Origin of the sequence: Parasutterella secunda (assembly GCF_024733725.1) — a bacterium.
In the GTDB taxonomy this organism is placed as follows: domain Bacteria; phylum Pseudomonadota; class Gammaproteobacteria; order Burkholderiales; family Burkholderiaceae_F; genus Aphodousia; species Aphodousia faecalis.
The window spans coordinates 18739-43650 of record NZ_JANRHP010000010.1; the positions used below are offsets into that span (position 1 = coordinate 18739).

Consider the following 24912-nt stretch of genomic DNA (forward strand, 5'->3'; position numbering starts at 1 on the left):
TCTCGTACTCCGTTAATTGTTGCTCTTACGCAAGCGAGGATTCACAACTAGGGCCAGTAAGTCCATCGCGAGGTTGGCAATAATGAGTGAGGCGCCTGTAGCCAATACAATCAGTTGAACAACAGGGATATCACGGTTGGCAACAGACTGCACCAAAAGTTTGCCAACACCAGGCCAAGAGAAGACATTTTCAGTGATCACGGCGCCGGCCACTAAAGTACCCAAGAAAAAGCCCATAATTGTCAGAATGGAAAGCATGGCATTGGGTAGAGCATGTAACCAAATGACTCGCCGATCCGGTAGTCCTCTCATGCGAGCGGCTTTTACACAGGGCAGGCGCATTGCTTCAATCATGGCGCTTCTGGCGTAACGAGAAAAAATAGCGGCTTCAGAAGTAGCCATGGTGATGATGGGCATAATGTAGTGCCAGCCGGTTGCATTACCGTAGGAAGGTAGCCAACCTAACCAAATTGAAAAGATCAAAAGCAGCAAAACACCCATGAAGAAGTTCGGTACTGCGTAGCCGAAAACCGACACAAACATCATAGTTTTATCTAAAGCCGTGTTACGGTGCAGAGCCGCGATAACACCGGCAGGAATTCCGAACAAAAGGGTCACGATGGCTGTCGGGATCATTAAGTCCAACGTTGGCCAGAAGGCATTCAGGAACACCTCTTTGACAGGTAATCCAGTCAAGTAACTTGTTCCCATGTCAAGAGTGATAAATTTCTGCAGATAAACAAGAAATTGTTCCCACAGTGGCTTATCAAGACCCCATTGGGCACGGAAAGCTGCCAATGCAGTCGCATCGGCTCCGTCCCCCAGCATAATACGGGCAGGATCACCGGTTAGATGAAGGGCGAAAAAGACGCAAGCGGTGAGCAAAAATAGTGTCACGAGCGAGCGAAACACGATACGCAGAACAAGCGCTACCATCACGCTTCTCCTTCGGAGGCCTGAAGAGCTTCAAAGGCTTTTTGTTCAAAGCACGCACAGGCATGGTTATCAGAAAGTTTTGTAAGTGCCGGGACTTCTAAATGACAGCGTGTCGTGGCGACCGGACAACGATTGGCAAAGACGCATCCCTTAGGACGGTCAATGGGGCTTGGCATCGAGCCTTTCGGGTAAAACCGAATGACGCTGGCATCCGCTCCAGGGGTACTGGCCATTAGAAGTTGGGTGTAAGGATGTTTGGGGTGTTTGAAGATTTCATCCACATCACCGGATTCCACAATACGACCCAGATACATCACCACAACGCGGTCACAAATGTATCGAACGACATTTAAGTTATGCGATACGAAGAGCATGGACATGTGGCTTGCGTTTCTTAAGTTGTATAAAAGCTCCAAAACTTGAGCTTGAATAGAAACGTCAAGCGATGCGACGGGCTCATCACAAACCAATAAAGCCGGTTCCAAAGCCACGGCGCGTGCGATGGCCGCGCGTTGAAGTTGACCGCCTGACATGACAACCGGCAATTTATTCATGTGGTGAGCGGGCATCCCTACTGCTTTTAAGACAGCCGCGGCTCGCTCGAGAGCGCTTTCTTTAGAAAGATGCTTATGAACCAACAGGGGCTCGGCAACTTGCTCAATGATAGGCATTCGAGCGTCAAAACAGCCGTATGGATCTTGATAGATCATTTGCATGGCGGCTCGCTGGGCACGCCAGGGTTTGCTTCGGGGTTCTGGAATTGGTTGATCTTTAAAAAGAACGATGCCCTGAGTGGGCTTTTGATGACCTAACAACAGGCGGGCTAGAGTCGATTTGCCACAACCGGATTCACCGACGAGACCAAGAATCTCACCGTGTTCAATCTGCACGTCAATATCTTGCAGTACATCCCAAGGTTTTTTACGTCCTAGCAGACCTTGACGGGTGTAGTAGCAATGACGCTTGATTTGCGCATTGACCAATGTCGGGAAGTCGGTTTGTTCCATGTTGACAATCGACTTCATCATATCGGTAACTTGTTGAAGGCCCTCTTGCTGTTCATTAACGGGCGCATCGTGAGCTTTGGTGCAACGGGAACGCCAATGAACGGAAGCGTCAATTTCTGTTAACGCTGTAAGCGTTTGACGACAGGAATCGCAGACTTTGCCACAACGACTAGCAAAGGGGCAGCCACTACCAAGTTTGTCCGGAGGAGGAATTTCGCCGGGGATCGGTTTAAGTGTGCCCTTGACACTTGTCATATCGGGCATCGCATCCAATAGTCCCTCAGTATAGGGGTGTGACGGATTGGGAAGAACCTTGGTGACGGGGCCTTCCTCGAGCAGATAACCTGCGTACATGACAGAGACTTTGTCGGCTATATCGTGAGCCAAGTGCAGGTCATGAGTGACCAGTAGCATGGACATGTTTAATTTGCGGATAGTTTCTCGTAACTCTTGCAAGAGCTCACGCTGTACTACCACATCCAATGCTGTTGTCGGTTCATCGGCCAATAGCAACTTAGGAGATCCCACCAAGGCCAGTGCGATCATGATGCGTTGGCGCATGCCACCTGAGAGTTGATGGGCATACGAAGTCATACGCTTTTCCGGCGCCGTAATGCCGACGGTTTTTAAAAGTTCCAAGGCAATATCGTGCAGGTCGTGCTTATGGGTGGCCAATACGGTTGCTGTGTTGTGATCACGGTAATTCGGATGGCGACAGGCGATGGTTTCCATCAATTGATGCCCAATCGTCCTCATGGGGTTTAAGGCGCTCATGGCATCTTGCACCACCATGGCTATTTCGGCCCCTCTTAGTTTTCTGTACTCTTCAGCAGAAAGTGTCAGAAGTTCGTTGCCTTGAAATTGAATGCTGCCGGTGATGCGACAGTTATTGCCGGCAAGACCTAAGATGGATCGTGCCAACACACTTTTGCCGGAACCAGATTCACCGATTAAGGCATGAATGACACCCTGCTCAATATCGAGATCGATTCCGTGGAGTACTTCCACGGAGCCGAACGATACGTGCAAGTCCCGGATGCTGATCAGAGGATCGTTTTGCATGAGATTAATTTAGATGCGAAACCCGCCCCTTTGCCTTAGGCCAAGGAGCGGGAGAATTATTGAAAAATTACTTAAACGACAGATTGTCAGCGTTTAAGTACAGACGGCCTTCAGTGCCAGGCGTCCATTGGACGCTCTTTTGCTTGCCATAAATCATCGGCAAGGCATAAAGCGGGCATGCTTGAGGATCATTGGCGAAGGCTTGAAGCATCTTGATCCAAGCCGCCTTACGTTTGGCCGGATCAATAGAGGTTTCCAAAATCTTGCCGTTTTCAGCAAAAACCTTGTAATCGGCGCTTGTCGTGTCGATGTAGCCCATCGAGTCCCAAGACGTACCCGGCTTGAGACGACGCCATAATTGAGAAGCGGGATCTGGGAAGTAGGCTGAGAAGCTTGCATTATTAATCATGCGGTCAGCGCCGGCGGCTTCCACCTGCGTCCAGTTTTCCTTCACCTGAATTTCAATATTTAAGCCAACAGCCTTTAACATGGAAGCGATGGCCTGGGAAACAGTCATTTCAAGAGTGTAGTAACCGGCCTGAATTCGCCAGACAATAGGCTCTCCTTTATAACCGGAAGCTTTGATCAGAGCCTTAGCTTTTTCGGGGTCATAGAGGTTTTGGTTCATTTCGGGGATGTACAAATCACCGAAAGTCTTTGATTGGAAGCTATTGGCTGTTACGGTCTTGCCAGCGAACAAGGCGTTAACCAGGAGGTCTCGGTCAATGGCATGCAAGAAAGCCTGACGCAATTCCTTGCTTTGCATGACCTTAGAAGAGCGGCTATCGAAAACTAAACCGTAGATGTTATCGATTGGGCCACCGACCACGTCAACTTTACCGTCAGAGGATAGAGGTTTGATCTGGTCGGGCGGTACTTCGGTGATAAGATCAAATTCTCCGGAACGAAGACCGGCCACACGAGCGGACAATTCCGGCACTTCAACGAAACTCAACTTGCTAGCGGGAGCCTTCTTGTTCCAATAACCGTCGAAACGAACGAGATCAAGGCGGTTGCCAGTCTTAAAGGATGAAATCTGATAGGGACCGGTGCCGATCGGATGTTTGATCCAATTTTCCCAAGAACCGGCCTTCTTGTAGCCGTCTTCAGAGATAATTTCAGACATACGGGCAGAGAAGCGACGCTCGATTAAAGGATCGGCGGCTTTCATCGTTATACGAACCGTGTAGTCATCAACTTTCTTAACTTCTTTTAGACCACCCAAAAATTCCCAGGCGGCAGGGCGTCCGGGCGCTTTTTCACCGGAGAAGCGTTCAGGACCAAAACTGAAAACAACATCATCGGCAGTAAAGTCCGTACCGTCGTGGAACTTCACGCCTTTGCGTAACTTGAATTCAACTGTTTCCGGGGAAATACGTTTCCAGGATTCTGCCAAGCCCGGTTTCATTTCACCGGTATGCGTATCGGCATAAATTAGCGTTTCGTAAATGGAAGCAACAACACGATCAATGGCATTATTGTTAACGCCTTGAGGTTCAACAGTAGGCGGAAGTTGCTGGACGGCAACGACCATATGTTCGGCACTTGCCAAGGCGGCTTGAGACATTAAGCCGCATGAAATCAACATTGAGGCAAGAAGTGTTTTGCGAAACACAGTCATGAAAAACTCCATCAAAAGAAAGTCAATTGATGCCGGTACAAACAAAACAACCGGCGGTAATTAAGGACAGCTATCTCGGGGAGCTATTTTGATATCGCAATGTTTCAAAATTGCGATGAAAAGATGACGATTCGATGAAAAACGATGTGTATTTAGAAAAGGCGGGCAGCAGTAACCCTATCGTTGCCGCCTAAATCTTGAATGGTTTGGATGTCTTTCCAAAGGGAATGTTTTTTAAATAATGTTCGAACACTTTCACCTTGATCCCAACCGTGTTCGAAAACCAGCAAGCCCTTTTCATTTAAAAAAGAAGGGGCGTTTTTTATGATGTGGTCAATATGCGTGAGACCGTCAAAGCCATCGGTGAGCGCGCTAATCGGTTCATAACCCAAATTTTTCAAATGTTCATCTTCTCGATGGATGTAAGGAGGGTTGCTGACGATGATGTCGTATCGCTGTGAGGCAGGAATGGGTTCAAACCAACTGCCACAATAAAAATGGATATCAGCGCCGAGATTTTTTGCGTTTGCCCTGGCAATCTCAAGTGCCGCGGGGCTGACATCCGTAGCGTTTACATTTAAGTTGGAATTTTCGAGTGCCAGGGTAATGGCAATACAGCCTGATCCTGTTCCCATATCCAGTACAGAGAGCTCAGAATCAATAGGGCATTGAGCGAGAACAAATTCAACGATGGTTTCCGTATCGGGTCTTGGAATCAAGACAGCCGGCGTGACTTTAAAGGGGCGTCCATAAAATTCTTGTTTACCGAGAATGTATGGAACGGGAACACCCTTGGCCCGTTTTTGTACGCAGTCTTTATAGTGATTGAAAACGCTTTCTGCTAAAACGTCTTTGTCATGTGTAATGAGATAGGTGCGGTTGACACCTAAACAAGATGCTAAAAGAAGCTTCGCCTCAAAACGATCAATGAGTTTTGAGGCGTTTTGCCAAGCTTCGCTTACTGTCGGCATGGATTATTCACCTAAATTAGCCAATTGCTCAATTTGGTGCTCTGTGGTCAAAGCGGTGATGATTTCCTCCAAATCACCGTCCATGATGAAATCAAGCTTGTAGAGTGTGAGGTTAATGCGGTGATCGGTCACACGTCCCTGCGGGTAGTTGTAGGTTCGAATGCGTTCACTGCGGTCGCCGGATCCGACAAGACTCTTGCGGGTACTAGCCTCTTGAGCCTGCTGTTTGGCAATTTCATTAGCTGTAATACGCGAGATGAGGACACTCATGGCACGAGCCTTGTTTTCGTGTTGGCTTCGTTCATCCTGACACTCCACAACGGTGCCGGTTGGGATGTGGGTAATACGCACGGCCGAGTTTGTTTTCTGAACGTGTTGACCGCCGGCTCCAGAAGCACGATAGACGTCAATGCGAAGGTCGGCCGGATTAATTTCTACTTCTCCGATTTCATCGAGTTCCGGCAACACGGCAACAGTACAGGCAGACGTATGAACTCGTCCTTGACTTTCGGTTTCCGGAACGCGTTGCACGCGGTGGCCACCGCTTTCAAACTTGAGTTTGGAATAAGCTCCATCACCGATCACGCGAACAATCACTTCCTTATAACCGCCCAAATCACTTTCTGAAGCGGAAACAATTTCCGTGCTCCAGCCTTGGCGTTCAGCATAGCGGGTGTACATGCGAAGAAGATCGCCGGCAAAGAGTGCCGATTCATCGCCACCGGTACCAGCGCGGATTTCCAAATAAATGTTCTTACTGTCGTTGGGATCGCGCGGCAGGAGCATGATCTGGAGGTCTTTTTCAAGAGCTTCCAAATGCTTTTTGCCATTATCAATTTCTTCTTGGGCAAAATCGGCTGATTCCGGATCCTCAAGCATTTCGCGAGCGGCTTCCATATCGGCTTCGGTGGATTCGTATTCCTTGAGTTTTAACACAACCGGCTCGATTTCAGCCCGTTCGCGTGACAGATCGCGGAAACGATTCATGTCGTTGGTGACATCGGGCGAAGCCAGCATGGCATCAATTTCTTCCAGGCGTCTGGCGATTTGTTTGAGTTTACTGCGCATCGACTCTTTCACGGGCAGTCTCCTAAGATTAAATTCGATTCAAAGAAAATACTGTTGGACGGCGCAATATTAAGGCAGTCCGAAAAAAGGGGCAAAACGTTGAACGCCGCTAACGTTTTCGCTCAAGATAAAAGCGCTTAAAACACGCTTCAAGATGTTGGCGTTCAGCGGTAGAGAGGTGCTCGGTATCTTTGAGCAAAGCCAAGTTATCATGAATGAGCTTACGAGTAATATCGTGAGCCATACGTTTTAAGGCAGCATCAACATCATTGCCGTTTTTGATGCTGTGCTTGGCGCGCTCAATGCAGGCTTCGGACAAGTCGCTTGCGCGCTCAATCATCATTTCAATGGTAGGAACGCTGTTGCGCCATTGCAGCCAATCAGAAAAATCTTTGACACGCTGCGCAATGATGTGTCGGCTTTCATCCACGGCGGCCAAACGTTCAGCTTTGCCGCTCTGAACCACTTTACCGAGATCATCCACAGTGTAGACATAAACGTCATCTAACCTGGCAACTTCCTCTTCAACGTCACGCGGTACGGCTAAGTCAACGATGAATATCGGTTTGTGATGGCGTTCACGAATGGCTCGCTCAATCATGCCTAAGCCGATGATGGGAAGAGCGCTGGCTGTGCAAGAGACAATGATGTCAAAGCGTGAAATCTGCTGAGGTAAGTCCGCCAATTTCATGCATTGTGCGCTAAAACGAGCTGCGAGCGCTTCTCCACGGTCAAGCGAGCGATTGGCAATCGTCATTGACTTCGGGGCCTGGCCATTGAAATGGGCGGCGCACAATTCAATCATTTCTCCGGCTCCCACAAAAAGAACGTTTAAGTCGTGTAATTCACCAAAGAGGCGGTTAGCCAATCGAACGGCGGCAGCCGACATGGAGACCGTATGTGCTCCGATTTCCGTTGCTGTACGAACTTCTTTGGCAACAGTGAACGTTCTTTGAAAAAGGGTGTTGAGCATCAGCCCTAAACCTTGGGCCTTTCGAGCGGCTTTTTCAGCCTTTTTCATTTGACCGACGATTTGTGTTTCACCCAGAACCATTGAATCAAGGCCGCTAGCTACACAAAACGCGTGCTCAACCACTTCTAAGTCTGTCAAAGCATATGTGTGGGGGGTGAGTTCAGATATGGACAGATTTTTCTCTTCAGCCAAGAAGGCTTCGAGCGCGCCGATGGCTAAGTCTGGATCTTCAGCCGCGCAGTAAAGTTCTGTGCGGTTGCAGGTAGACAGAATCAACGCTTCGGTAATATGGCCGGACTCCTCACCCGACAGGCGCGACAAGACCCTGCCGATTGTCTCGGCAGTTTCCTCGGGACCGAATGCAACCCGTTCGCGAATAGCAAGCGGAGCGGTCGTGTGATTTAAACCTAAGGCCAGTAAGTGCATGAAAAGAAAAAGGGAAAAACTTTCCCTAAAATCCAAACAGAAGCGTAAGTGTATAGCGTATCGATTAATTTTTCCTTATGACAAAGAATCTTCCGCTTATTCCGACCAATGAGGACAGAATCCGGGCTGCCGTCTTGCGTGCCAGGCGACACGTTGATCGCCAGGCACTGATGAGTGCCGGGGCGACTTTTGTCCCGATTCCGGGAGTGGATATGTTGGTGGATGTCTCCGTTATGATCAAAATGATTGATCATATTAACTGGGAATTTGGTTTGACTCCTGAACAAATTGATCGTTTGCCTAGTCAAAGAAGAATTCTTGCCTATCAGGCAATCAGTTGGGCGGGCACCGTGTTAGCCGGTAAAGTCATTACGGCTCAATTAGCCATTTCTGTTTTAAAAAGTGTCGGCATTAAATTAGGAAGCAAGCAAGCCGCTAAATGGGTGCCGGTCGTGGGGCAAATTAGTGCGGCGGCTTTAGGGTTCACAGCCTTGCGTTATTTGGGGCGCGAACATATTAAAGATTGTGAAAAAATTGCTCGCGAAGTTATTTTGAGGCTTTCAGCCGAAGAAAGTCATCTCTCTTCGGATTAAGGCAAGATTTAATTTTCTCTTAACACTCACAGTCCTTACAATTGATCCCGTTCGGTGGCTTAGTAGAAATAGGCCACAGCTTTTGACGCCCTTTCCATACTCAATGGATTAATAAAGGAAAGGATGGTTGCAATCTTTTGGAGGATATATGGCTAAAGAACTTCCTGCATTAAGCGAAGCGGTTTTCTCTCAGGTACAAAAAGTCGCTCAATTAGAAAAAGTTCAAAAAGCACTTCAAATCGCCAAGCGTGATGTTCAACGAGCAATGGATGAACAGGTGGAACTCTGTGAAATTCCCGCGCCGACCTTTATGGAAGAAAAGCGCGCGCAATCCGTTCTTGAACGCATGAAGGCCTATGGTTTGACTGATGTGAAGATGGATGAAATCGGTAATGTCATCGGTGTTCGCAAGGGCACTGTGGAAGGTGGCCCGATTTTGGTTTTGGGCGCACACATGGATTCCGTTTTTTCCATCGATACGGATGTGACGGTGAAAAAAGACGGTATTCGTTATTCGGCTCCCGGCATCGGTGACAATTGCTCCGGCCTTCGTGCCATTTTGCAGGTTTTAAGAGGTCTTGAAGAAGCCAACATCCAGACAAAAGGTGATATTTGGTTCGTGGGTACTGTTGGTGAAGAAGGCAACGGTGACATTCGCGGTTCTAAACATTTGGTCAAAAACAATAGGATTGACGGCTTTATCGCGGTGGACTCCACTGATGTGGGTCGTGTGCTCTACGGAGCTACGGGTTCTCATCGCTGGCGCGTGAGCATTGACGGCTTGGGCGGCCACAGCTTCGCTGAATATGGAAAGACGCCGAGCGCTATTCACGCCATGGCTCGTGCTATTGAAAAGTTTGCTGATTTGCGTCCGGCTGCTGATCCGAAGACAACCTGGACGGTTGGAACGATTAAAGGTGGGACGACTGTTAATTCCATCGCCGCTCACTGCGAAGTCGAAATTGACATGAGAAGCTTTGACAACCAATGTCTTTTGGCTTTGGAAGCGGAAATTCTTTCGAAGTTCGATGAAGCTGTCGCAGAAGAAAACGCGTCTTGGACAATTACCGATCCGGAACGCATCCTTAAGGTAACAAAAACGGCAATCGGCGACCGTCCTGCCGGTACCCGTCCGCATGATTGCCCCGTGCTTCAAGTTGCCCGCAGCGCGCAGAAAGTGTTGGGTATTGAGTTGACTCAATATGGCCGCTCTTCAACGGATGCTAATGCGCCGATGAGCGAAAATATCCCGTCAACTTGCTTGTGCTCGGGCGGACACGCTGAAAATGCGCACAATGTGAAAGAATTCTTCGAAATGATTGACACCCACTTGGGCCCGCAGCTGCTGACATTGGCAGCGTTGAGTTTGGTTGGCGTCGAAGACGAAGAACCGTTGTTGCCTAAGAAACTCTAATCGTTATCAAACCGAATATACTGTCGGAAACTAGACCCCTTTGGGTTGGTGAAAAACCCAAAGGGGATGTGGCGTTTCTGCATTTGAGATTTTTATGAGACCTTTGATTGGCGTGACATCACTTTGGGACGATGTAAAGTCCTGCGGTTGGATGTGGCAAAACTATTTAGAGCTAATTTGGGATGCGGGCGGCATGCCGATGGTACTGCCTTTAAATGTCTCACCGGAAGCTATTCATGAAGCTGTCGTTCGTTGTGACGGCTTTTTGTTTACGGGCGGTCAAGATATTGCTCCGAGTTATTTTGACAGCCGGTGCCCCCAGTATTGTCAAAAACCGGCTCTAGTACGTGATGCGGTGGAATTTGCCCTTTTTGATGCAGCCCGCAACGCCCATAAACCGATTTTCGGCATTTGCCGCGGTATGCAGCTCATTAACGTGGCAATGGGTGGGACATTGATAGAAGATATTCCCAATCAAGTTGGCAGCCGAACGGAACATCGCTATGTCACGCCGGGGACTCCGACCATGCATGAAGTGGATGTATTGGGCGAGTCTTATCTCTTTAAAGCCTGTGCAGAGCAAGTCATAACAGTCAATAGTTTTCACCACCAAGCAGTTGATCGGATTGCCCCTACTCTGAATGTGATTGCCCGCTGTTCAACCGATCAAATTGTTGAGGCGGTTCAAGCCAATGGCGATGATTTTCTGGTTGCTGTTCAATGGCACCCGGAGCGTATCTATCAGGGACGGCCGGAAAATCTGCGCCTAGTAGAATTTTTCATCGAAGCCGCACAAAAGAGATCCTAGTATGAAGAGTCCCAAAACGTATAAAGAAGCTATCGAACAAAGCCATAGAGAGGCACTCTATACGGTTGGGGCGGCACTTTTGTTATTTCTTTTTTTCTGGGGTGTTCTTTTTTTGACACAGGATTCGGCTTATTCATGTTGGGGCTTGCCGCTTTGGTTTTGGCTCTCTTGTATTGGCGGCTATCTCTTATCCGTATTGGTTGTTTGGTTATTAGTAAAGTATTTCCTGCGTAATTTCAATCTTGATCATAAAGAGGAGAAGGAGCTGTGAGTCCGTCTTGGGTCATCTTCATTCCTCTTATCCTATTTCTTTTGGCTCTGTTGCTTCTCGGACGCACGGATCCGCAAAGAACGGGTGCTGATTTTTTAAAAAGTTATTTTTTAGGCGATCGGGCTCTTAAGGGGTTCGTTTTGGCAATGACGCTTGTGGCCACCTATGGTTCGGTGAGCTCATTTGTCTCCGGCCCCGGTCTTGCTTGGCAGTACGGATTGGGTTGGGTAGTATTTGCCGCCCCTCAAATCATCACGGGTTTTCTGGTACTGGGAGTACTTGGGAAAAAATTATCTTTAGTTAGCAGAAAAATTGGAGCTATTACCATTATCGATGTCATCGTAGCTCGTTTTAAAAGCCCTGCTTTGGGAGCCTTTTTATCCATTGCGTTGCTTTTTTTCTTCATGGCTATGATGGTGGGGCAGTTTATCGGGGGAGCCCAACTGATCTCCCAAGCTGCAGGTCTCGATTATGTATTAGGACTTTTAATCTTCGGGGTTGTTGTTATCGCTTATACAACCACCGGAGGATTTAAGGCCGTTGCCATAACCGATACTGTCTGTGCCCTATTGATGCTTGTCGGAATGGGTGTGTTGGCCGCCGATATCATCGGACAGGCGGGCGGTCTGTCCTCTTTGATGCAAAAAATTACTCAAGAGGCAAACGCCGGGCAGGCACAAGCCTTTTTTACGCCAACGTCTTCGGGAGCGCTTCCCTGGACTCTTCTTTTTTCATCCTGGATCCTGGTGGGCTTTGCGACGGTAGCCCTGCCACAGTCAGCCGTTCGTTGCATGGCCTACAGACGAACGGAAGACTTGCATTTGGCCATGGTGGTAAGCACGGCTGTCTGTGGTGCGCTGATGATCGGTATGACACTTTTGGGTTTTCTGGCCCGTGGAGTTATTCCGGATGCAGAAGTTTTCGGCAATAACACCGATGCGATGATTCCTTATTTAATTTCTCATCATATGAATCCATGGGTGGCCGGTATTACCCTTGTTGCTCCGATTGCCGCCACTATGTCAACCGTTAGTTCATTATTAATTGCAGCCTCTTCTGCGATTATCAAAGACTTATTTTTAAAACGCTACGGCAACATTCCCGATAAAGGTGAAGCAGTCAGGCGGTATGCGAAAGTTTGTACTTTTTCAATAGGGTTGCTCTCGCTTCTTTTAGCAGTAGATCCCATGGACATTATTGTCTGGATCAATATGTTTGCGTTCGGGGGATTGGAAATTGCTTTTTTGTGCCCTTTGGTTGGCGGCCTTTTTTGGGCACAAGCAACCCGTTTAGGGGCATGGGCGGCTGTTTGTATCGGACTTGGTGTTTACGCATGGGCGTGTTTAGTAAAGCCCGATCTTGGCGGCTGGCACGCCGTCACTCCGGCCATTCTGGCATCAATTGCTGTTTTCATTCTTGTTAGTTTGGCAGGACACAGAGAAAAAAACCTTGATTTTTTCCCATGAAAAAAGAGCTTGCACCCATACGGGCGCAAGCTGGTATTAAAGATCATCCAATAAGACTAGAAGCTTGAACGGTCAAAAATTGCTTTAGGCTGCGTAAATTCAAGCAAGCCGGCAAAGCCGCCTTCTCGACCGATGCCACTTTGTTTGTACCCGCCAAAGGGAGCCGTGACGTCACGGGGAGCGTCATTGATATATACGTTACCAGCTTTGATTTGTTTGGCGACTTCAATGGCTTTTTGTTTATTGCCAAAGACAGCGGCATTAAGCCCATAGGGTGTGTCGTTGGCAATGGCAATGGCTTCTTCAATGGTTTTGTAAGTAATCAAACAGAGAACCGGTCCGAAGATTTCCTCACGGGCAATTCTCATGGAATTTTTAACATCGGTAAAAATAGCCGGTTTAATGTAGTAGCCGTGAGAGAAATCCGTCGGAATTTCTCCTGTCAGAAGTTTTGCTCCTTCTTCAAGTCCCAACTTCAAATAGGCAGTAATTTTTTCAAATTGGGCCTTGGAGGAAACCGGTCCAATTTTTGTCTTAGGATCGCTCGGATCGCCCACAATATAGTCAGGAATATGCTTAAGCAATAGCGCTTCAACAGTCTTTTTATCTTCTTCGGCAACAAGCAAACGAGAAAAGGCCGTGCAGGTCTGACCGCTATTGAGGAATATGGAATCAAAAAGTTTACCGACAGCTTTTTCATAGTCGCTACCGGGCAGCCAAATGAAAGGCGATTTTCCGCCCAATTCCAGGCTGATTCGCTTAATGCTTTCCAAGGCGCGTTGGCTCAGTTTAGAGCCGACTTTGGTTGATCCGGTAAAGGAAACCATGTCCACTAAGGGGTGAGAGGCAAGGGCGTCGCCCACGGCGCTGCCTTTACCTGTAACCATGTTGATAACTCCGGCCGGAAAGCCCGCTTGATCGAAAGCATCAATTAAGAGATAGGCTGTAAGCGGGGTATGTTGGCTTGGTTTAAGCACAACGGTGTTGCCCATAAGGATTGCGGGAATAACCTTTTGGACGACCTGACCGAGCGGGTAGTTCCAAGGGGTAATGCAAGCGACAACCCCAATCGGTTCACGATAAACCGTTGAGGTTTGCAGGTGTTCTTCCAACGGCAGTTGCATTGCACAATCAATATAGGATTGGGTTCTTGTGTATTGGTACACACAATGAGACTGCACAGAAAAGCTAACGGGCGCTCCCAACTCTTTGACTTCAAGATCAATGATTTTGTCTTGGTAGCCCTCAAAGATTGTGAGCATCTTTTTCATCAGGCCGACTCTGACAGCCAACTCCGTATTGCTCCAACTCTTAAAGGCTTCGTGCGCGGCTTTTACCGCGACATCAATATCTTTTTCATTTCCTTCGGGAACCTGTGCAAAATGTTCAAGCGTTGCGGGGTTTTCAACCTCAATAAACCGCCCGCTTGTTGAATCGCACCAATGGCCATTGATATAAATTTTGTCAAAGTTGTATGCCATTACATTTCTCCCAAACTTTAGAACTGACACTTTCAGTATAGGACTGCCAAAATGTTTTGACGCAAAAAATAGTAAAAACTCCCGCCAGATTCAATCAGACAGGAGTTCAGCTCTTTTGCTTGGTTACTCGTGAGGTTATTTAGTAAAGGCCTTATCGTCTTACCATTAGGTTTACTTCAGAAAGTCGCGCTTTATCCATGCGAATAAAAGAGCGGCTAACAAAATAGCGTAGCAGACGCATGCGAGCATGCAACATTCATTTTTCAGCAAAAAAATAAAAATCTCGTGTAGGTAAGTTTCAATTTTTAAAAGTTGTCTTGACGGGCCTCGCGCGCTCCCTCTTTGGTTTGTGCGTACGCTTTAAACTGAGCTCTTATCCATTGCATGGCAGGATCATGATGCGTGCGTTCATGCCAGAAAAGACATGGAACAATTGCTCCGGATTTGGCCAGTGGACTGGGAATGGTGGTGAGATAAGGATTTCTTTCTGCAATTTTTTCTGCAGTTTCCTTTGGCAACGACAATGTCAGGTCTGTGTTTTCCAAGAAGTACTGGGCACCGATAAAGTACGGGACAACAATGCGGGTTCTCTGGACGTTGTCGGTCATGAAATAGCGATCGTAATTGCTTAAATAAATATCATTATTTTGCGTGGCCGCATAGCTGTCATTAACCAGGATTCGCTCATAGTGTTTTAAATCTTCAGGATTTACAGTGCCTTTTTGGCGGTAAATCTCTACCAAGGGATGTGTTTTTCTGACGAGAATAACTTGGTCAAATGCATGCAAAGGCATGAAATGACTGCCACGGGGAACAAGACTTTTGGGATTTATCAAAAAATCGATATAGCCTTTTTGTAAGTCCTCGAAGCTGTTGTGAGAGCTGTGCAGAAAAGCGATGGAACAAAGTGGCGCTTGATCGGTAATGGCTTTGACAACATTCGGCAATAAAAACGGCATGGCATTGTCCGGTATGGCAATGCGGATGACTCACTTTAATTCCGATGGTTCAAAAGTTTTCCTTTGAGTGAGTTCAAGCAGTTGCCGATGAAGCTGGATAATTTCTCCGACATTGGCGATGGTGAAATCTGTGGGTAAAAGTCCTTTGTGAGAGCGAACGATGCAGGGGTCGCCAAAAAGCTCACGCAAACGTGCCATCCGACGAGAAGCGGTGGGCATTGTTAAATTCAAATCTCGGGCAGCTTGAGTAATGCTGCGAGTTTCCCAAAGCGCTAGGAAAAATTCAAGATCGTCGTGAGAAATATCCATGAATATGACTTCCTAAATGGCCTGCAAATATCCTGACAGTAATATATCAAAAAATGAAAATTTCATTTCCTTAAGTTGAAATTTGTTTAATAAGTGAATAATAAAAGCGATCTTTAGGATAACCGAAATGAGGGTAAGGCGCGGTGAAAAAAGAGGCGACTTTTGTCGCCTCAGAAGGAGATCAAGGATTAGAGGTTTTTGACAAACAAAGCTCGCATAGCGTTCAAAATAGCCAAAATCATCACGCCGACGTCAGCGAAAATGGCCATCCACATGTTGGCGATGCCAAAGGCACCAAGAATCAAGCAGGCAACTTTAATGCCGATGGCAAACCAAATATTTTCTTTGACGATCGCCAAACACTTACGCGAGATCTTGATGCCTTTGGCAATCTTTAAGGGATCATCGTCCATCAGTACAACATCGGCCGCTTCAATTGCAGCATCAGATCCCATGGCACCCATGGCAATACCAATATCGGCGCGGGACAGTACCGGTGCGTCATTAATGCCATCGCCAACAAAGGCGAGCTTGCCTCGGGATTTGTTCTGCTCCAAAAGCTCTTCAACAATTCGAACTTTATCGGCGGGCATAAGCTCACTTCGAACTTCATCAATTCCCAATTCTTTGGCAACGTGCTCGGCCACTTTACGACTGTCGCCTGAAAGCATGACGGTTTTTTGAATACCGGCTTTTTTCACTGCACGGATGGTTTCTTTAGCATGAGCCTTGATTCGGTCAGAAATGACGATGTGACCGTGATATTCACCATTGATTGCAATGTGAACGATAGTACCGACACTGTGGCAGGCAATCGCTTCAACATTGAGGCTTTTCATCAGTTTTTCGTTACCGGCGGCGACTTCCATGTCGTCGATTTTGGCGACAACACCTTGTCCGCTTATTTCGTGAATGTCTTTAACCCGATCACGGTTTAGGGGCAAGCCATAGGCTTTTTGTAAGCTTTTACTGATTGGGTGCGAAGACGCGCTTTCTGCTAAGGCAGCCAATTCGAGAAGCTTTTTTTCTTCCAATTTGTTGTGGTGAATCGCCACCACTTCAAAAACGCCTTCTGTCAAGGTACCGGTTTTATCAAACACCAGCACTTTGGTTTCTGAGAGGTTTTCAAGGAAGTTGGAACCCTTGACCAAAATACCTTGGTTGCTCGCTCCGCCAATGCCTGCAAAGAAACTTAATGGAATGCTGATAACTAAAGCGCAGGGGCAGCTGATCACGAGAAAAACCAATGAGCGGTAAATCCAATCATCCCATTGAGCATCCAATCCCATACCCAGCAGGCGAACCAGTGGCGGAATAACGGCTAAAGCCAAAGCGCTGAAAAAGACGATCGGTGTATAGACGCGAGCAAACCGAGTGATAAATGCCTCGGAACGGGATTTCCGTGAGCTCGCATTTTCCACCAATTCCAGAATTTGTGAGACCGTGGAGTCCCCAAAAAGTTTAGTTGTGCGGATTTTTAGTAAACCGGATAGGTTGATGCAACCGCTGGTGATTTCATTGTCAACTGAGACGCTTCTAGGCAAGCTCTCGCCAGTGAGCGCACTGGTATTAAGACTAGATTCACCTTCAATAACAACACCGTCAATGGGCACTTTTTCGCCGGGCTGCACCACGATGATGTCACCAATTTGAACCTCATCGGGATCGACTTTTACCAATTGACCATCTTTTTCAATATTGGCGTAGTCCGGTCGAATGTCCATCAACTCACTGATATTTTTGCGACTTTTCCCCACCGCGTAGCCTTGGAACCATTCGCCGATTTGATAAAAAAGCATGACGGCGACGGCCTCGGTGTAATCACCGGTATTGTCGTACAAGGCAATCGCAATGGCGCCTAAAGTGGCTACCGTCATTAGGAGGTTTTCATCAAAAATTCGCCCGTTAGTAAATCCTTTGGCGGCTTTGAGCAAAATGTCGTAACCGACAATAAAGTACGGAATAAGGAATAGTGCCAGTCGGAGGTAACCGGTAATAGGCGAGAGCGCGAGTGCGATTAAGAGTACAGAGGCGATGATAATGCGAATAAGCATCTTTTTTTGTTTAGCCTTCATTCTCTTTGATATCCTATTCAGTTAAACATTTGTTTAATTATTGTTGATTTAAAAAGCACCATTTCTGTGTAAAACGGTGCTTCTTGACTACTTCCTAGAGGTCAATTTCACAGTCAGGTTCAACTTTCTTGCATTCTTTAAGAACTGTCTTCATTACAGCCTTGATATCAGCGCCTTCAGTAAACTCGATGATCATTTTTTGGGTCATGAAATTGACAACAACTTTAGCAACGCCTTCAACTTTAGAGGCGGCTTGTTCCATCAATTGAGCACAGTTAGCGCAGTCAACTTCGATTTCATAGGTCTTTTTCATGGCAGAATCCTCAAATTAAATTTTTAATCAATTAAGTAATCACTTAATTGTTAAAAGGAAATATAATCCTGAAAGTTAGCATTGTCAAGATTAAATAATCGCTTAATTAATATGAGTCAAGAAGTTTCTTTACCGCATCATCACGGACAGCACGAGAAGGCGTTCAGTTCATTGCCTCAAACCGATAACTTTGAGCAGGTGGCTGGGGTATTCAAACAGTTAAGCGATCCGGTCCGGTGTCGCATTTTTTTGCTGTTATGCCATTCTGAGGAATGCGTCATCAATATTGCTGCTTTTATGAATATGAGTAGTCCGGCAGTTGCTCACCATTTGAGATTATTGAAATACAGCGGTTTGGTGCAAAGCAGAAGGGATGGAAAGGAAGTGTTTTATCGTGCATCGGACTCTGATTTGGCTCAGGAGCTGCATCATATTATTGAGAAGGTGATGAATCTGTCCTGCTGTAACGACTAAAAAACAAAAACTCCCGATTCAGTTGCCTGTTTCGGGAGTTTGTGGTTCTAGGCATTTATTTTTCAAGATTTCTTGCATTGATGCACTCAAGTTCGATCCCCTTGAAGTCCTTGTCAACTTCAGCAACAATCTCAACTAAAGCGTCTTTTCGAATAAATGACCAGTTACGATCATCATCAAGTTCCACCACAATGGTCTGACCTTTTGTATCCGTGAACTCAAATTTGTCTTTTGTAAGTTGCTTCGTAAAACGGCCTTTGATTGTCACGAGCTGATCATCATAAGCATTTTTCTTCAAAGTGGCGACGTCGTTCATCGGGTTTAAAGAAAATCCCTGTGGTTGGCTATGATTGTTCGGGGAATTGCCGAATCCAACGGGCCCCGCAGCCATGCAAACCGGGACAACCAATGTCATTAAAGCGGAAGCTAAAAGGGCCTTTTTCATACTGTTCTCCTTGAATCAATTTGTTCATGAGACGTATGGTAAAGAGGAAAGATTAGGAAAGAGTTAGCGTAGCCTTAGCTCGTCCTAAGTTTTGAAAATAAAAAACAGATGTGGCGAATAGGCTATAAAAAATCCCGAGTAGTGAGCACTACACGGGACGATTTACTGGTGGCTGGGGACGGGATCGAACCGCCCACACGCGGATTTTCAATCCGCTGCTCTACCAACTGAGCTACCCAGCCGCCGTAAGAGTCTCGCATTTTATAGGAAAAAAAATAGCTTTGCAAATGCTTTTTTCTTAAATGAACGTTGCAAACAATCATAATGCTTGTAACGTATTGTTTTTTCGAAAAACATAAAAATTTTTGCTACTTGATAAAAAGAAGCTAAAAAGAAAGGGAAAGTTGCTCAGATTCAGAGTTGCAGAACCGTGACCAGACAATGGGCTTTTGCTGATGAGCGCAAAGCCAATCATTGGCTTTAGAGAAATGTCCGCACCCGATGAAAGGAACGGGAGGTCTAAGTGCGGATAATGGTGACGGGTGGTTAGCCGTTAATACCAGATGATTTCCATTGCAAGACTTAATTAGTTTTTCTTTGGATTGAGCGTAATTTCCCCAAAGCATAAAAACCTTAGGAGCGCAGTCCGAGGCGGCAGCGGCTAAAAGGCTGTCGGTAAGAACCTCCCAGCCTTTCTTGGCGTGACTGGCCGGTTTCCCGTCTTCGACGGTAAGCACTGCGTTTAATAACAAAACGCCCTGACTAGCCCAACCAAAAAGCTCACCGGTGTCTGGTGTAGCTATTCCGAGATCTCTGGTTAGTTCTTTATGAATATTTTTCAGGCTTGGGGGAATTTTGCAGTTCGCTGCCACGTGAAAAGCCAGGCCTTGAGCTTGTCCTGGACTGTGATAGGGATCTTGTCCCACGATGACAACCCGAGTTTGCATCAAAGACGTCAATTCCAGGGCTTTAAACGGAGTGCTCGGATAAATGACTGCGCCGTCGTTTAAACGCTTTTGCAAATAGGCAACGAGTGATTGCCCCGTTGTACTAGAAAAAAAGGACGACAGCAAAGGCTGCCAGTCCTTTTTGACTTCAGAAGTGTCCAATAACATTGTGATGCTTGATGACTATTGAGCACTCAGATGGGACTCAATAGCGCCCATGCGAATATGCAAGAGATTAATTTGACAGGCCAAGTTAGCTGCGCCGGCACCGGAGCCGCCACCCATCATTTTTTCTTCAAAGCGGCACTGTTCAGCAACATAACGGTCAAACGCTGTATTGGCTTTTTCCAAAGCCGGCAAGGTTTCATTTCGGCCCGTTACACGATCAAGTTCACCGGCCTGTTGAGTGAGCTTTTCAAGTGTTTCGCGGTATTCATCGCGGGACTGTTGCAATTCTTTTTTTAAGCATTCGCGAACGGCCAAGGTCGTTGTGGCTGATTTGTAGCACTGTTCGATGGTGTCTTGGGCATTAGAGACACATGGAACCATCAAAGCAAGCAGAGAGCTGAGCAAGAGAATTTTTTTCACTTTGTTCTCCGTTCATTTATAAGATATTCTGACAACTCTGTCATGGTGTTAAAGACAAGATCGTCCGGGGCGTTCTCTTTTGCCCATTGGTCGATAACAACGCCTTCGTTATACCCTGTTTTCAATAAATATGCACGTATGCCGGCATTGCGTGCCGCCAACGAATCATTCATTGAGTCACCGATCATAACACAGTCACGAATAGAAACTCCCATGCGGTGAGCAGCCTCTATTAACATTTCTGGATTGGGCTTGACGCTGTCAACGTCGCCGGCACCCAAAATGGTTTCAAAGTAAGGCATCAGATCGAATTGAGCGGCTAGCCGTCTGGCGATAGCTGCTGGCTTATTCGTGACAATAGCCATTTTAAAACCAGCCTCTTGGAGAGCCTTTAGGCTTTGTGGAACACCGGGCAGTTGTTTTGTTCTCGTCCCTTCGGCTAACTTCATCTCCGAGAGGTAGCGGGGAAGAGTCTCAAGCACTGTATTTTCATCAGGCTTTTTGCCGCATGATTTTTCTAACGCCCTCTGCACCAACACCTTTGCTCCCTTGCCGATAAACAAAGTGACGTCATCACGCGTGATTGTTTTCAAATCAAGCGAAGTCAGGGTGTTATTAATGGCAACTGTCAGATCATCAACTGAATCCAATAAAGTGCCATCTAAGTCAAATAACAATGTGTTAGCCACGATCTCTATTCATCTCCTCGAGTTCTTTACGGCGCAACATTTCCATGTCGTGATCGATGGCTTGTCGCATTTCATCGATGACCTGTTTGTAACCGATGGGACTCTTTTTGCCGAAAATGGCGCTACCGGCTACAAAAGTATCTGCACCGGCCGCGGCTAATGCTCCGATATTTTCGACTTTCACACCACCGTCGACTTCCAGGCAAATCTCGTGTCCGGTGGCTCGAGTATGTCTGTCAATAATGCCGTGAGCGGTTGCCACCTTATTGAGTACGGCGGGAATAAAGGATTGTCCGCCAAACCCGGGGTTGACGCTCATCAGTAAAACCAAGTCGACTTTATCGAGAACGTATTCAAGGTAGCTAAGCGACGTGGAAGGGTTAAATACTAAACCCGCTTTGCAGCCACAATCATGAATCAGAGAAAGTGTGCGGTCAATATGTTTCGTTGCTTCGCAGTGAAAGGTGATGTAGTCGGCACCGGCTTTAGCAAACATTGGAATAATGCTGTCAACGGGTTCAACCATCAAATGCACGTCAATGGGCACTTTCACGTGGGGACGAATGGCTTCGCAGACCATAGGGCCGATCGTGAGATTGGGAACATAGTGGTTATCCATCACATCAAAGTGGATCCAATCAGCACCGGCTTGAACGACATCTCTGACCTCTTCGCCGAGTCTTGCAAAATCAGCAGAAAGAATAGAGGGTGCGATGCGACACTTGGACGAAGGTTTGGGGCGGCTGAAAATTGACATGGGCTCTTTCCCAATAAGAAAAATAAAGATGCACCAATTGTAACCGAGAGCCAAAGATCAAGGCGCTATTTTGTACAATGCTCGAATACTATTTCAGAGAAAAATCATGCGATTGAGTCGAATTTGTCTTTTCACCGCCATTGCAAGTTTGTTGGCGGCTTGTACAACCACGCCGCCTGAAAAACCAACGAAGCCCGGAGAGGTAAAGCTATCTTTAAAACCCGTGGATTACGCCCAGTTGCCGGCGATGCCGGAAGAAAATTGGCAGCCGGCATTGGTTGCGTTTAAAGAGTCTTGTGAAAAAATGGCAAGCCGCCCTGGTTGGGAGGATGTCTGCGCTAAGGCAAAATTTTTGCCGTTAACGCAAGCAAAAACATTCTTTGCTGCTTATTTCACGCCGTATCAGGCTATCGCGGAGACTGTTGATCAAAACGGTGCGGTCACTCTCAGCGATAGCGGGAAAATGACTGGCTATTACGAGCCTATTCTTTATGGAAGCCGTAAGAAAAAAGCTCCATACGTTTATCCATTGCACACAATGCCGTCAGATCTAATTACAGTGGATTTGGCTGAAATTTATCCTCAATTAAAAGGAATGCGTTTGAGGGGGCAGATAGAAGGCAATCGCCTGGTTCCGTACGATTCCCGAGCTCAACTTGCCAAACGCAATTTAGATAAATACGCGATCGCATGGGTAGAGGATCCAGTGGCGGCATTCTTTCTTCAGGTGCAAGGTTCGGGTCGTATTGTATTGCCGGATGGTTCCTACATGCGCGTCGGTTACGGTGATGTAAACGGGCATCCATACCGTGGAATCGGTAATTATTTGGTTCGCCAGGGGTACCTAAAGAGCCACGAATTATCGATGCAAAGCATCCAAGCTTGGGCAAAGAAAAATCCCAAAAAAGTACAGGCTGTTTTGAATCAAAATCCTAGTTATGTTTTCTTCATTGAACGAAAGGATCAGGATCCCAATGAAGGGCCGATTGGCGCGCAGGGCGTTCCTCTGACGGAAAAAGGCTCTGTTGCCGTTGACAGGCGCTATTACCAATTGGGTTGGCCTATTGTTGTGGATGTCGAACAAAGCAACCCCGATATGAAATTCACGCGAGCCGTGGTTGCTCAAGATACAGGAGGGGCCATCAAAGGCCCGATTCGCTTTGACTTTTATTGGGGAAGCGGAGATGAGGCGGCATTGGCTGCCGGCAGACAAAACAGCCAAGTGAAAGCTTGGGTGTTATTGCCCAATGGAGTGACGCCTCAAGCCAACTAGTGCTTAGAAAAGCCCGCGATAAATAAATTGGCCGCCCAAAATAAACATCACACAGGAAAGTAAAACGATGATGATGCGAGGGCGGCTTCTCTTTGATAAGAGAGCGCCGATTTGTGCGCCAACCATAGCACCGCACCCAACCGCAATGGCCGGAATCCAAACGATGTGATTGAGAGCGGCGTGGCTAATGACGCCCACACAGGAGCTAACCATCAAAATGAATGTCGAAGTGGCAACGGCAATGTGAGCAGGAAAGCCCAAAATAAAGACCATCATTGGCACATGAATAACTCCGCCGCCAATGCCGAGGATCGAAGACAGGAATCCGACAATAAAAGAAAGGGCCACACCTAACAAGACATTAAAGTGTGCCGTTTCAACCGAGAAGTTAACAGAAGAGACATTGGCTTTTTTTGATTTAGATTTGCTGTACATGAGAATAGCTAAAATGCACAGCGCGGAACCGAAAATAAGTGAGAAACTGTTGCCAGTGAAGTAGTCTGTAATGTAGCTTCCCATAAAGGCGCCCGGAACAGTTGCTAAAGCAAACGGAACGGCCGCTCGGAACATTACTTTGTGTTGCCTGATGTAGGCCCATGTACCGGAAAGAGCATTAAGTAGAACACCAAATAAACTCGTTCCGATGACTTGCTGAACGTTTTCGAATGTAGAGCCGTTAGGAGCCATCATTGTCAACATAAAAAGCGGCACCATAATCATGCCGCCTCCGATACCGACTAATGCGCCAAATGCGCCAACGCCGATGCCTACAACAAAAAGTTCGACAAATTCAATCATGGGAGTAACTCAAGAGAAGAATTCAGCTAATCGTTAAATATAGAAAGGCAAAACTTAATTGAACACCCTCAGTATATTACGCTTGGAATGATGAGGTACGTGTGAAATAGGTTCTTACACTTAGAAAAAGGCGACTGTTTTTATCAGTCGCCAGTCAAAATTACTTCACTTCTTTGAAGCGTTTTTCAATTTCCTCAAGGCTAACAGCGCCCTCTAAGCGGTAACCATCATCAAAGTACATAGTAGGCAACCCTTCTAGTCCGAAACGGTTAAATAGGATCATGTTCTTGTTACCCGTATCGGTTTTACAGTTTTTGGGAAGTTCCGGCGGCTCTTTTTGCTCAAGCATCCAATCATTCCAGGCTTTTTCAGGATTAGTGGCGCAATGAATTCTGTCAACCATGGCGGCTGAATTCATCAAAGGCGTGACAAAGGTATAAATGGTGACGTTATCCAGATCCTTCAGTGTGTGTTCTAAGCGCTGACAGAAACTGCAATAGGGATCTGCGAAAATGTATAAATTACGTTCGCCCTTGCCATGAACAGTTTTGATTGCTTGATCAAGAGGCAAACCTTTTATATCGATCTTTGATAAATCATCTAAACGTGCTTGGGTTAGGTCTTTTTGATTGGCGATGTCGTAAATATGACCGGCAAATAAAAACTTTACATCCTTATCTACATATAAAAGATTGCGATCTGCGACAACTTCATAAAGACCCATGGGCAGGCGTTTTGCACTGGTTGCTTCAATATTCATTTTTTGCTTAACCAACACCTTGACTCTGTCTGTATCAGAAGGGGCTGCAAAAGCGATGGAAGCTGCCGCCAAAAGGGGAGCGATTAAAAAAGCCTTTCTCATGTCTTTCTCATTATTGGATTGAATGCTTGAAATGATAGAGAAGGGACCGTTAAATGAGAAAAAACTTTGTAAAGAAAAATTTTTAAAAGATTTCTTGACATCAGTAAAAAGACAATGCATAATACGCATCCTTGTCGCCGCGAGGTGACAGTCAAGTAAAAAAAAAGAAAATAAAAAATATTTTCAAAAGGACTTGACAAGACGAATTTGAGTCTTATAATTCTCAAACTCGTCAGCTCGAAAGAGCAACGAACTGTTCTTTAAAAATTGATCAACGAACCGATAAGCGTGAGTATCCGGTTGATGCGAAGATGACTCAGGAAGCG

The 24912-nt window shown here is 46.6% G+C and carries 25 protein-coding genes and 1 tRNA gene; 7 read left to right on the top strand and 19 right to left on the bottom strand.

The genetic code is table 11. The features are described 5' to 3' along the window. Positions 1–12 precede the first annotated feature (12 nt). The 6 genes from NW199_RS08450 to hemA form a co-directional block, all read right to left on the bottom strand. On the bottom strand, positions 13–936 hold the full coding sequence (locus NW199_RS08450) for an ABC transporter permease (protein WP_022472669.1): 924 nt from the start codon (positions 934–936) through the stop codon (positions 13–15). Then, the gene (locus NW199_RS08455) at positions 936–3005 is read right to left on the bottom strand and encodes a dipeptide ABC transporter ATP-binding protein (protein WP_258334319.1); all 2070 of its coding nucleotides are present in this window, start codon (positions 3003–3005) and stop codon (positions 936–938) included. The genes NW199_RS08450 and NW199_RS08455 overlap by 1 nt, the downstream gene beginning before the upstream one ends. 67 nt (positions 3006–3072) lie before the next feature. Next, positions 3073–4626 (bottom strand): ABC transporter substrate-binding protein, encoded by a 1554-nt coding sequence (locus NW199_RS08460; RefSeq protein WP_258334320.1) that lies wholly within the window; start codon positions 4624–4626, stop codon positions 3073–3075. Positions 4627–4778: 152 nt separating this feature from the next. After that, positions 4779–5597: a peptide chain release factor N(5)-glutamine methyltransferase gene (gene prmC / locus NW199_RS08465; protein ID WP_258334321.1), complete on the bottom strand. Its 819-nt coding sequence runs from the start codon at positions 5595–5597 to the stop codon at positions 4779–4781. A gap of 3 nt (positions 5598–5600) precedes the next feature. Next, complete coding sequence (gene prfA / locus NW199_RS08470; protein ID WP_249091744.1) at positions 5601–6677, bottom strand: peptide chain release factor 1; 1077 nt, start codon at positions 6675–6677, stop codon at positions 5601–5603. A gap of 97 nt (positions 6678–6774) precedes the next feature. Next, positions 6775–8064: a glutamyl-tRNA reductase gene (gene hemA, locus NW199_RS08475; protein ID WP_022472674.1), complete on the bottom strand. Its 1290-nt coding sequence runs from the start codon at positions 8062–8064 to the stop codon at positions 6775–6777. A gap of 77 nt (positions 8065–8141) precedes the next feature. Here hemA and NW199_RS08480 point away from each other — a divergent pair, with 77 nt between their 5' ends. The 5 genes from NW199_RS08480 (at position 8142) to panF (ending at position 12616) form a co-directional block, all read left to right on the top strand. Next, positions 8142–8657 (top strand): hypothetical protein, encoded by a 516-nt coding sequence (locus tag NW199_RS08480; RefSeq protein WP_022472675.1) that lies wholly within the window; start codon positions 8142–8144, stop codon positions 8655–8657. A 148-nt stretch (positions 8658–8805) separates the two neighbouring features. Continuing rightward, positions 8806–10071, top strand: coding sequence for a M20/M25/M40 family metallo-hydrolase (locus NW199_RS08485; protein WP_258334322.1), 1266 nt, complete (start codon positions 8806–8808; stop codon positions 10069–10071). 94 nt (positions 10072–10165) lie between these two features. Further along, a complete protein-coding gene (locus NW199_RS08490) occupies positions 10166–10879 on the top strand; it encodes a gamma-glutamyl-gamma-aminobutyrate hydrolase family protein (RefSeq protein WP_258334323.1) in 714 nt (237 codons plus the stop codon). A 1-nt stretch (position 10880) separates the two neighbouring features. Beyond that, on the top strand, positions 10881–11150 hold the full coding sequence (locus NW199_RS08495; protein WP_258334324.1) for a DUF997 family protein: 270 nt from the start codon (positions 10881–10883) through the stop codon (positions 11148–11150). After that, positions 11147–12616, top strand: coding sequence for a sodium/pantothenate symporter (gene panF / locus NW199_RS08500; RefSeq protein ID WP_258334325.1), 1470 nt, complete (start codon positions 11147–11149; stop codon positions 12614–12616). The genes NW199_RS08495 and panF overlap by 4 nt, the downstream gene beginning before the upstream one ends. Before the next feature lie 56 nt (positions 12617–12672). On the opposite strand, the gene NW199_RS08505 is transcribed toward panF, so the two are convergent. The 5 genes from NW199_RS08505 to NW199_RS08525 form a co-directional block, all read right to left on the bottom strand. Further along, positions 12673–14097: an aldehyde dehydrogenase family protein gene (locus NW199_RS08505; RefSeq protein WP_258334326.1), complete on the bottom strand. Its 1425-nt coding sequence runs from the start codon at positions 14095–14097 to the stop codon at positions 12673–12675. Positions 14098–14402: 305 nt separating this feature from the next. Further along, positions 14403–15083, bottom strand: coding sequence for a LysR substrate-binding domain-containing protein (locus NW199_RS08510; protein WP_309148120.1), 681 nt, complete (start codon positions 15081–15083; stop codon positions 14403–14405). A gap of 3 nt (positions 15084–15086) precedes the next feature. Continuing rightward, positions 15087–15365, bottom strand: a complete 279-nt coding sequence (locus NW199_RS08515) for a helix-turn-helix domain-containing protein (protein WP_258334327.1) — start codon at positions 15363–15365, stop codon at positions 15087–15089. 188 nt (positions 15366–15553) lie between these two features. Beyond that, on the bottom strand, positions 15554–17440 hold the full coding sequence (locus NW199_RS08520; RefSeq protein WP_258334328.1) for a heavy metal translocating P-type ATPase: 1887 nt from the start codon (positions 17438–17440) through the stop codon (positions 15554–15556). Between the two features lie 94 nt (positions 17441–17534). After that, positions 17535–17753 (bottom strand): cation transporter, encoded by a 219-nt coding sequence (locus NW199_RS08525; RefSeq protein ID WP_022472459.1) that lies wholly within the window; start codon positions 17751–17753, stop codon positions 17535–17537. 111 nt (positions 17754–17864) lie between these two features. Between NW199_RS08525 and NW199_RS08530 the strand changes: the two genes are divergently transcribed. Further along, a complete protein-coding gene (locus NW199_RS08530; protein ID WP_022472458.1) occupies positions 17865–18227 on the top strand; it encodes an ArsR/SmtB family transcription factor in 363 nt (120 codons plus the stop codon). Between the two features lie 55 nt (positions 18228–18282). Here the strand turns inward: NW199_RS08530 and NW199_RS08535 are convergent, their stop codons facing one another. From NW199_RS08535 to rpe, 6 genes are all read right to left on the bottom strand, one after another. After that, positions 18283–18672: a YgiW/YdeI family stress tolerance OB fold protein gene (locus tag NW199_RS08535; protein ID WP_258334329.1), complete on the bottom strand. Its 390-nt coding sequence runs from the start codon at positions 18670–18672 to the stop codon at positions 18283–18285. 166 nt (positions 18673–18838) lie between these two features. Beyond that, a tRNA-Phe gene (locus tag NW199_RS08540) sits at positions 18839–18914 on the bottom strand. A 144-nt stretch (positions 18915–19058) separates the two neighbouring features. Further along, positions 19059–19787 (bottom strand): uracil-DNA glycosylase, encoded by a 729-nt coding sequence (locus NW199_RS08545; RefSeq protein WP_258334330.1) that lies wholly within the window; start codon positions 19785–19787, stop codon positions 19059–19061. 15 nt (positions 19788–19802) lie between these two features. Beyond that, positions 19803–20207, bottom strand: a complete 405-nt coding sequence (locus tag NW199_RS08550; protein WP_022472455.1) for a lysozyme inhibitor LprI family protein — start codon at positions 20205–20207, stop codon at positions 19803–19805. Then, entirely contained in the window at positions 20204–20896 is a 693-nt protein-coding gene (locus NW199_RS08555; RefSeq protein ID WP_022472454.1) for an HAD-IA family hydrolase, read from the bottom strand. Before NW199_RS08555 ends, NW199_RS08550 begins: the two co-directional genes overlap by 4 nt. Beyond that, entirely contained in the window at positions 20889–21653 is a 765-nt protein-coding gene (gene rpe / locus NW199_RS08560) for a ribulose-phosphate 3-epimerase (RefSeq protein ID WP_258334331.1), read from the bottom strand. The genes NW199_RS08555 and rpe overlap by 8 nt, the downstream gene beginning before the upstream one ends. A 106-nt stretch (positions 21654–21759) precedes the next feature. Between rpe and mltA the strand changes: the two genes are divergently transcribed. Then, on the top strand, positions 21760–22926 hold the full coding sequence (gene mltA, locus NW199_RS08565) for a murein transglycosylase A (protein WP_258334332.1): 1167 nt from the start codon (positions 21760–21762) through the stop codon (positions 22924–22926). A 3-nt stretch (positions 22927–22929) separates the two neighbouring features. Here mltA and NW199_RS08570 read toward each other — a convergent pair whose 3' ends face one another. Continuing rightward, a complete protein-coding gene (locus NW199_RS08570) occupies positions 22930–23724 on the bottom strand; it encodes a sulfite exporter TauE/SafE family protein (protein WP_022472451.1) in 795 nt (264 codons plus the stop codon). 160 nt (positions 23725–23884) lie between these two features. Continuing rightward, on the bottom strand, positions 23885–24586 hold the full coding sequence (locus tag NW199_RS08575; protein WP_249091762.1) for a DsbC family protein: 702 nt from the start codon (positions 24584–24586) through the stop codon (positions 23885–23887). Positions 24587–24912: the final 326 nt, after the last annotated feature.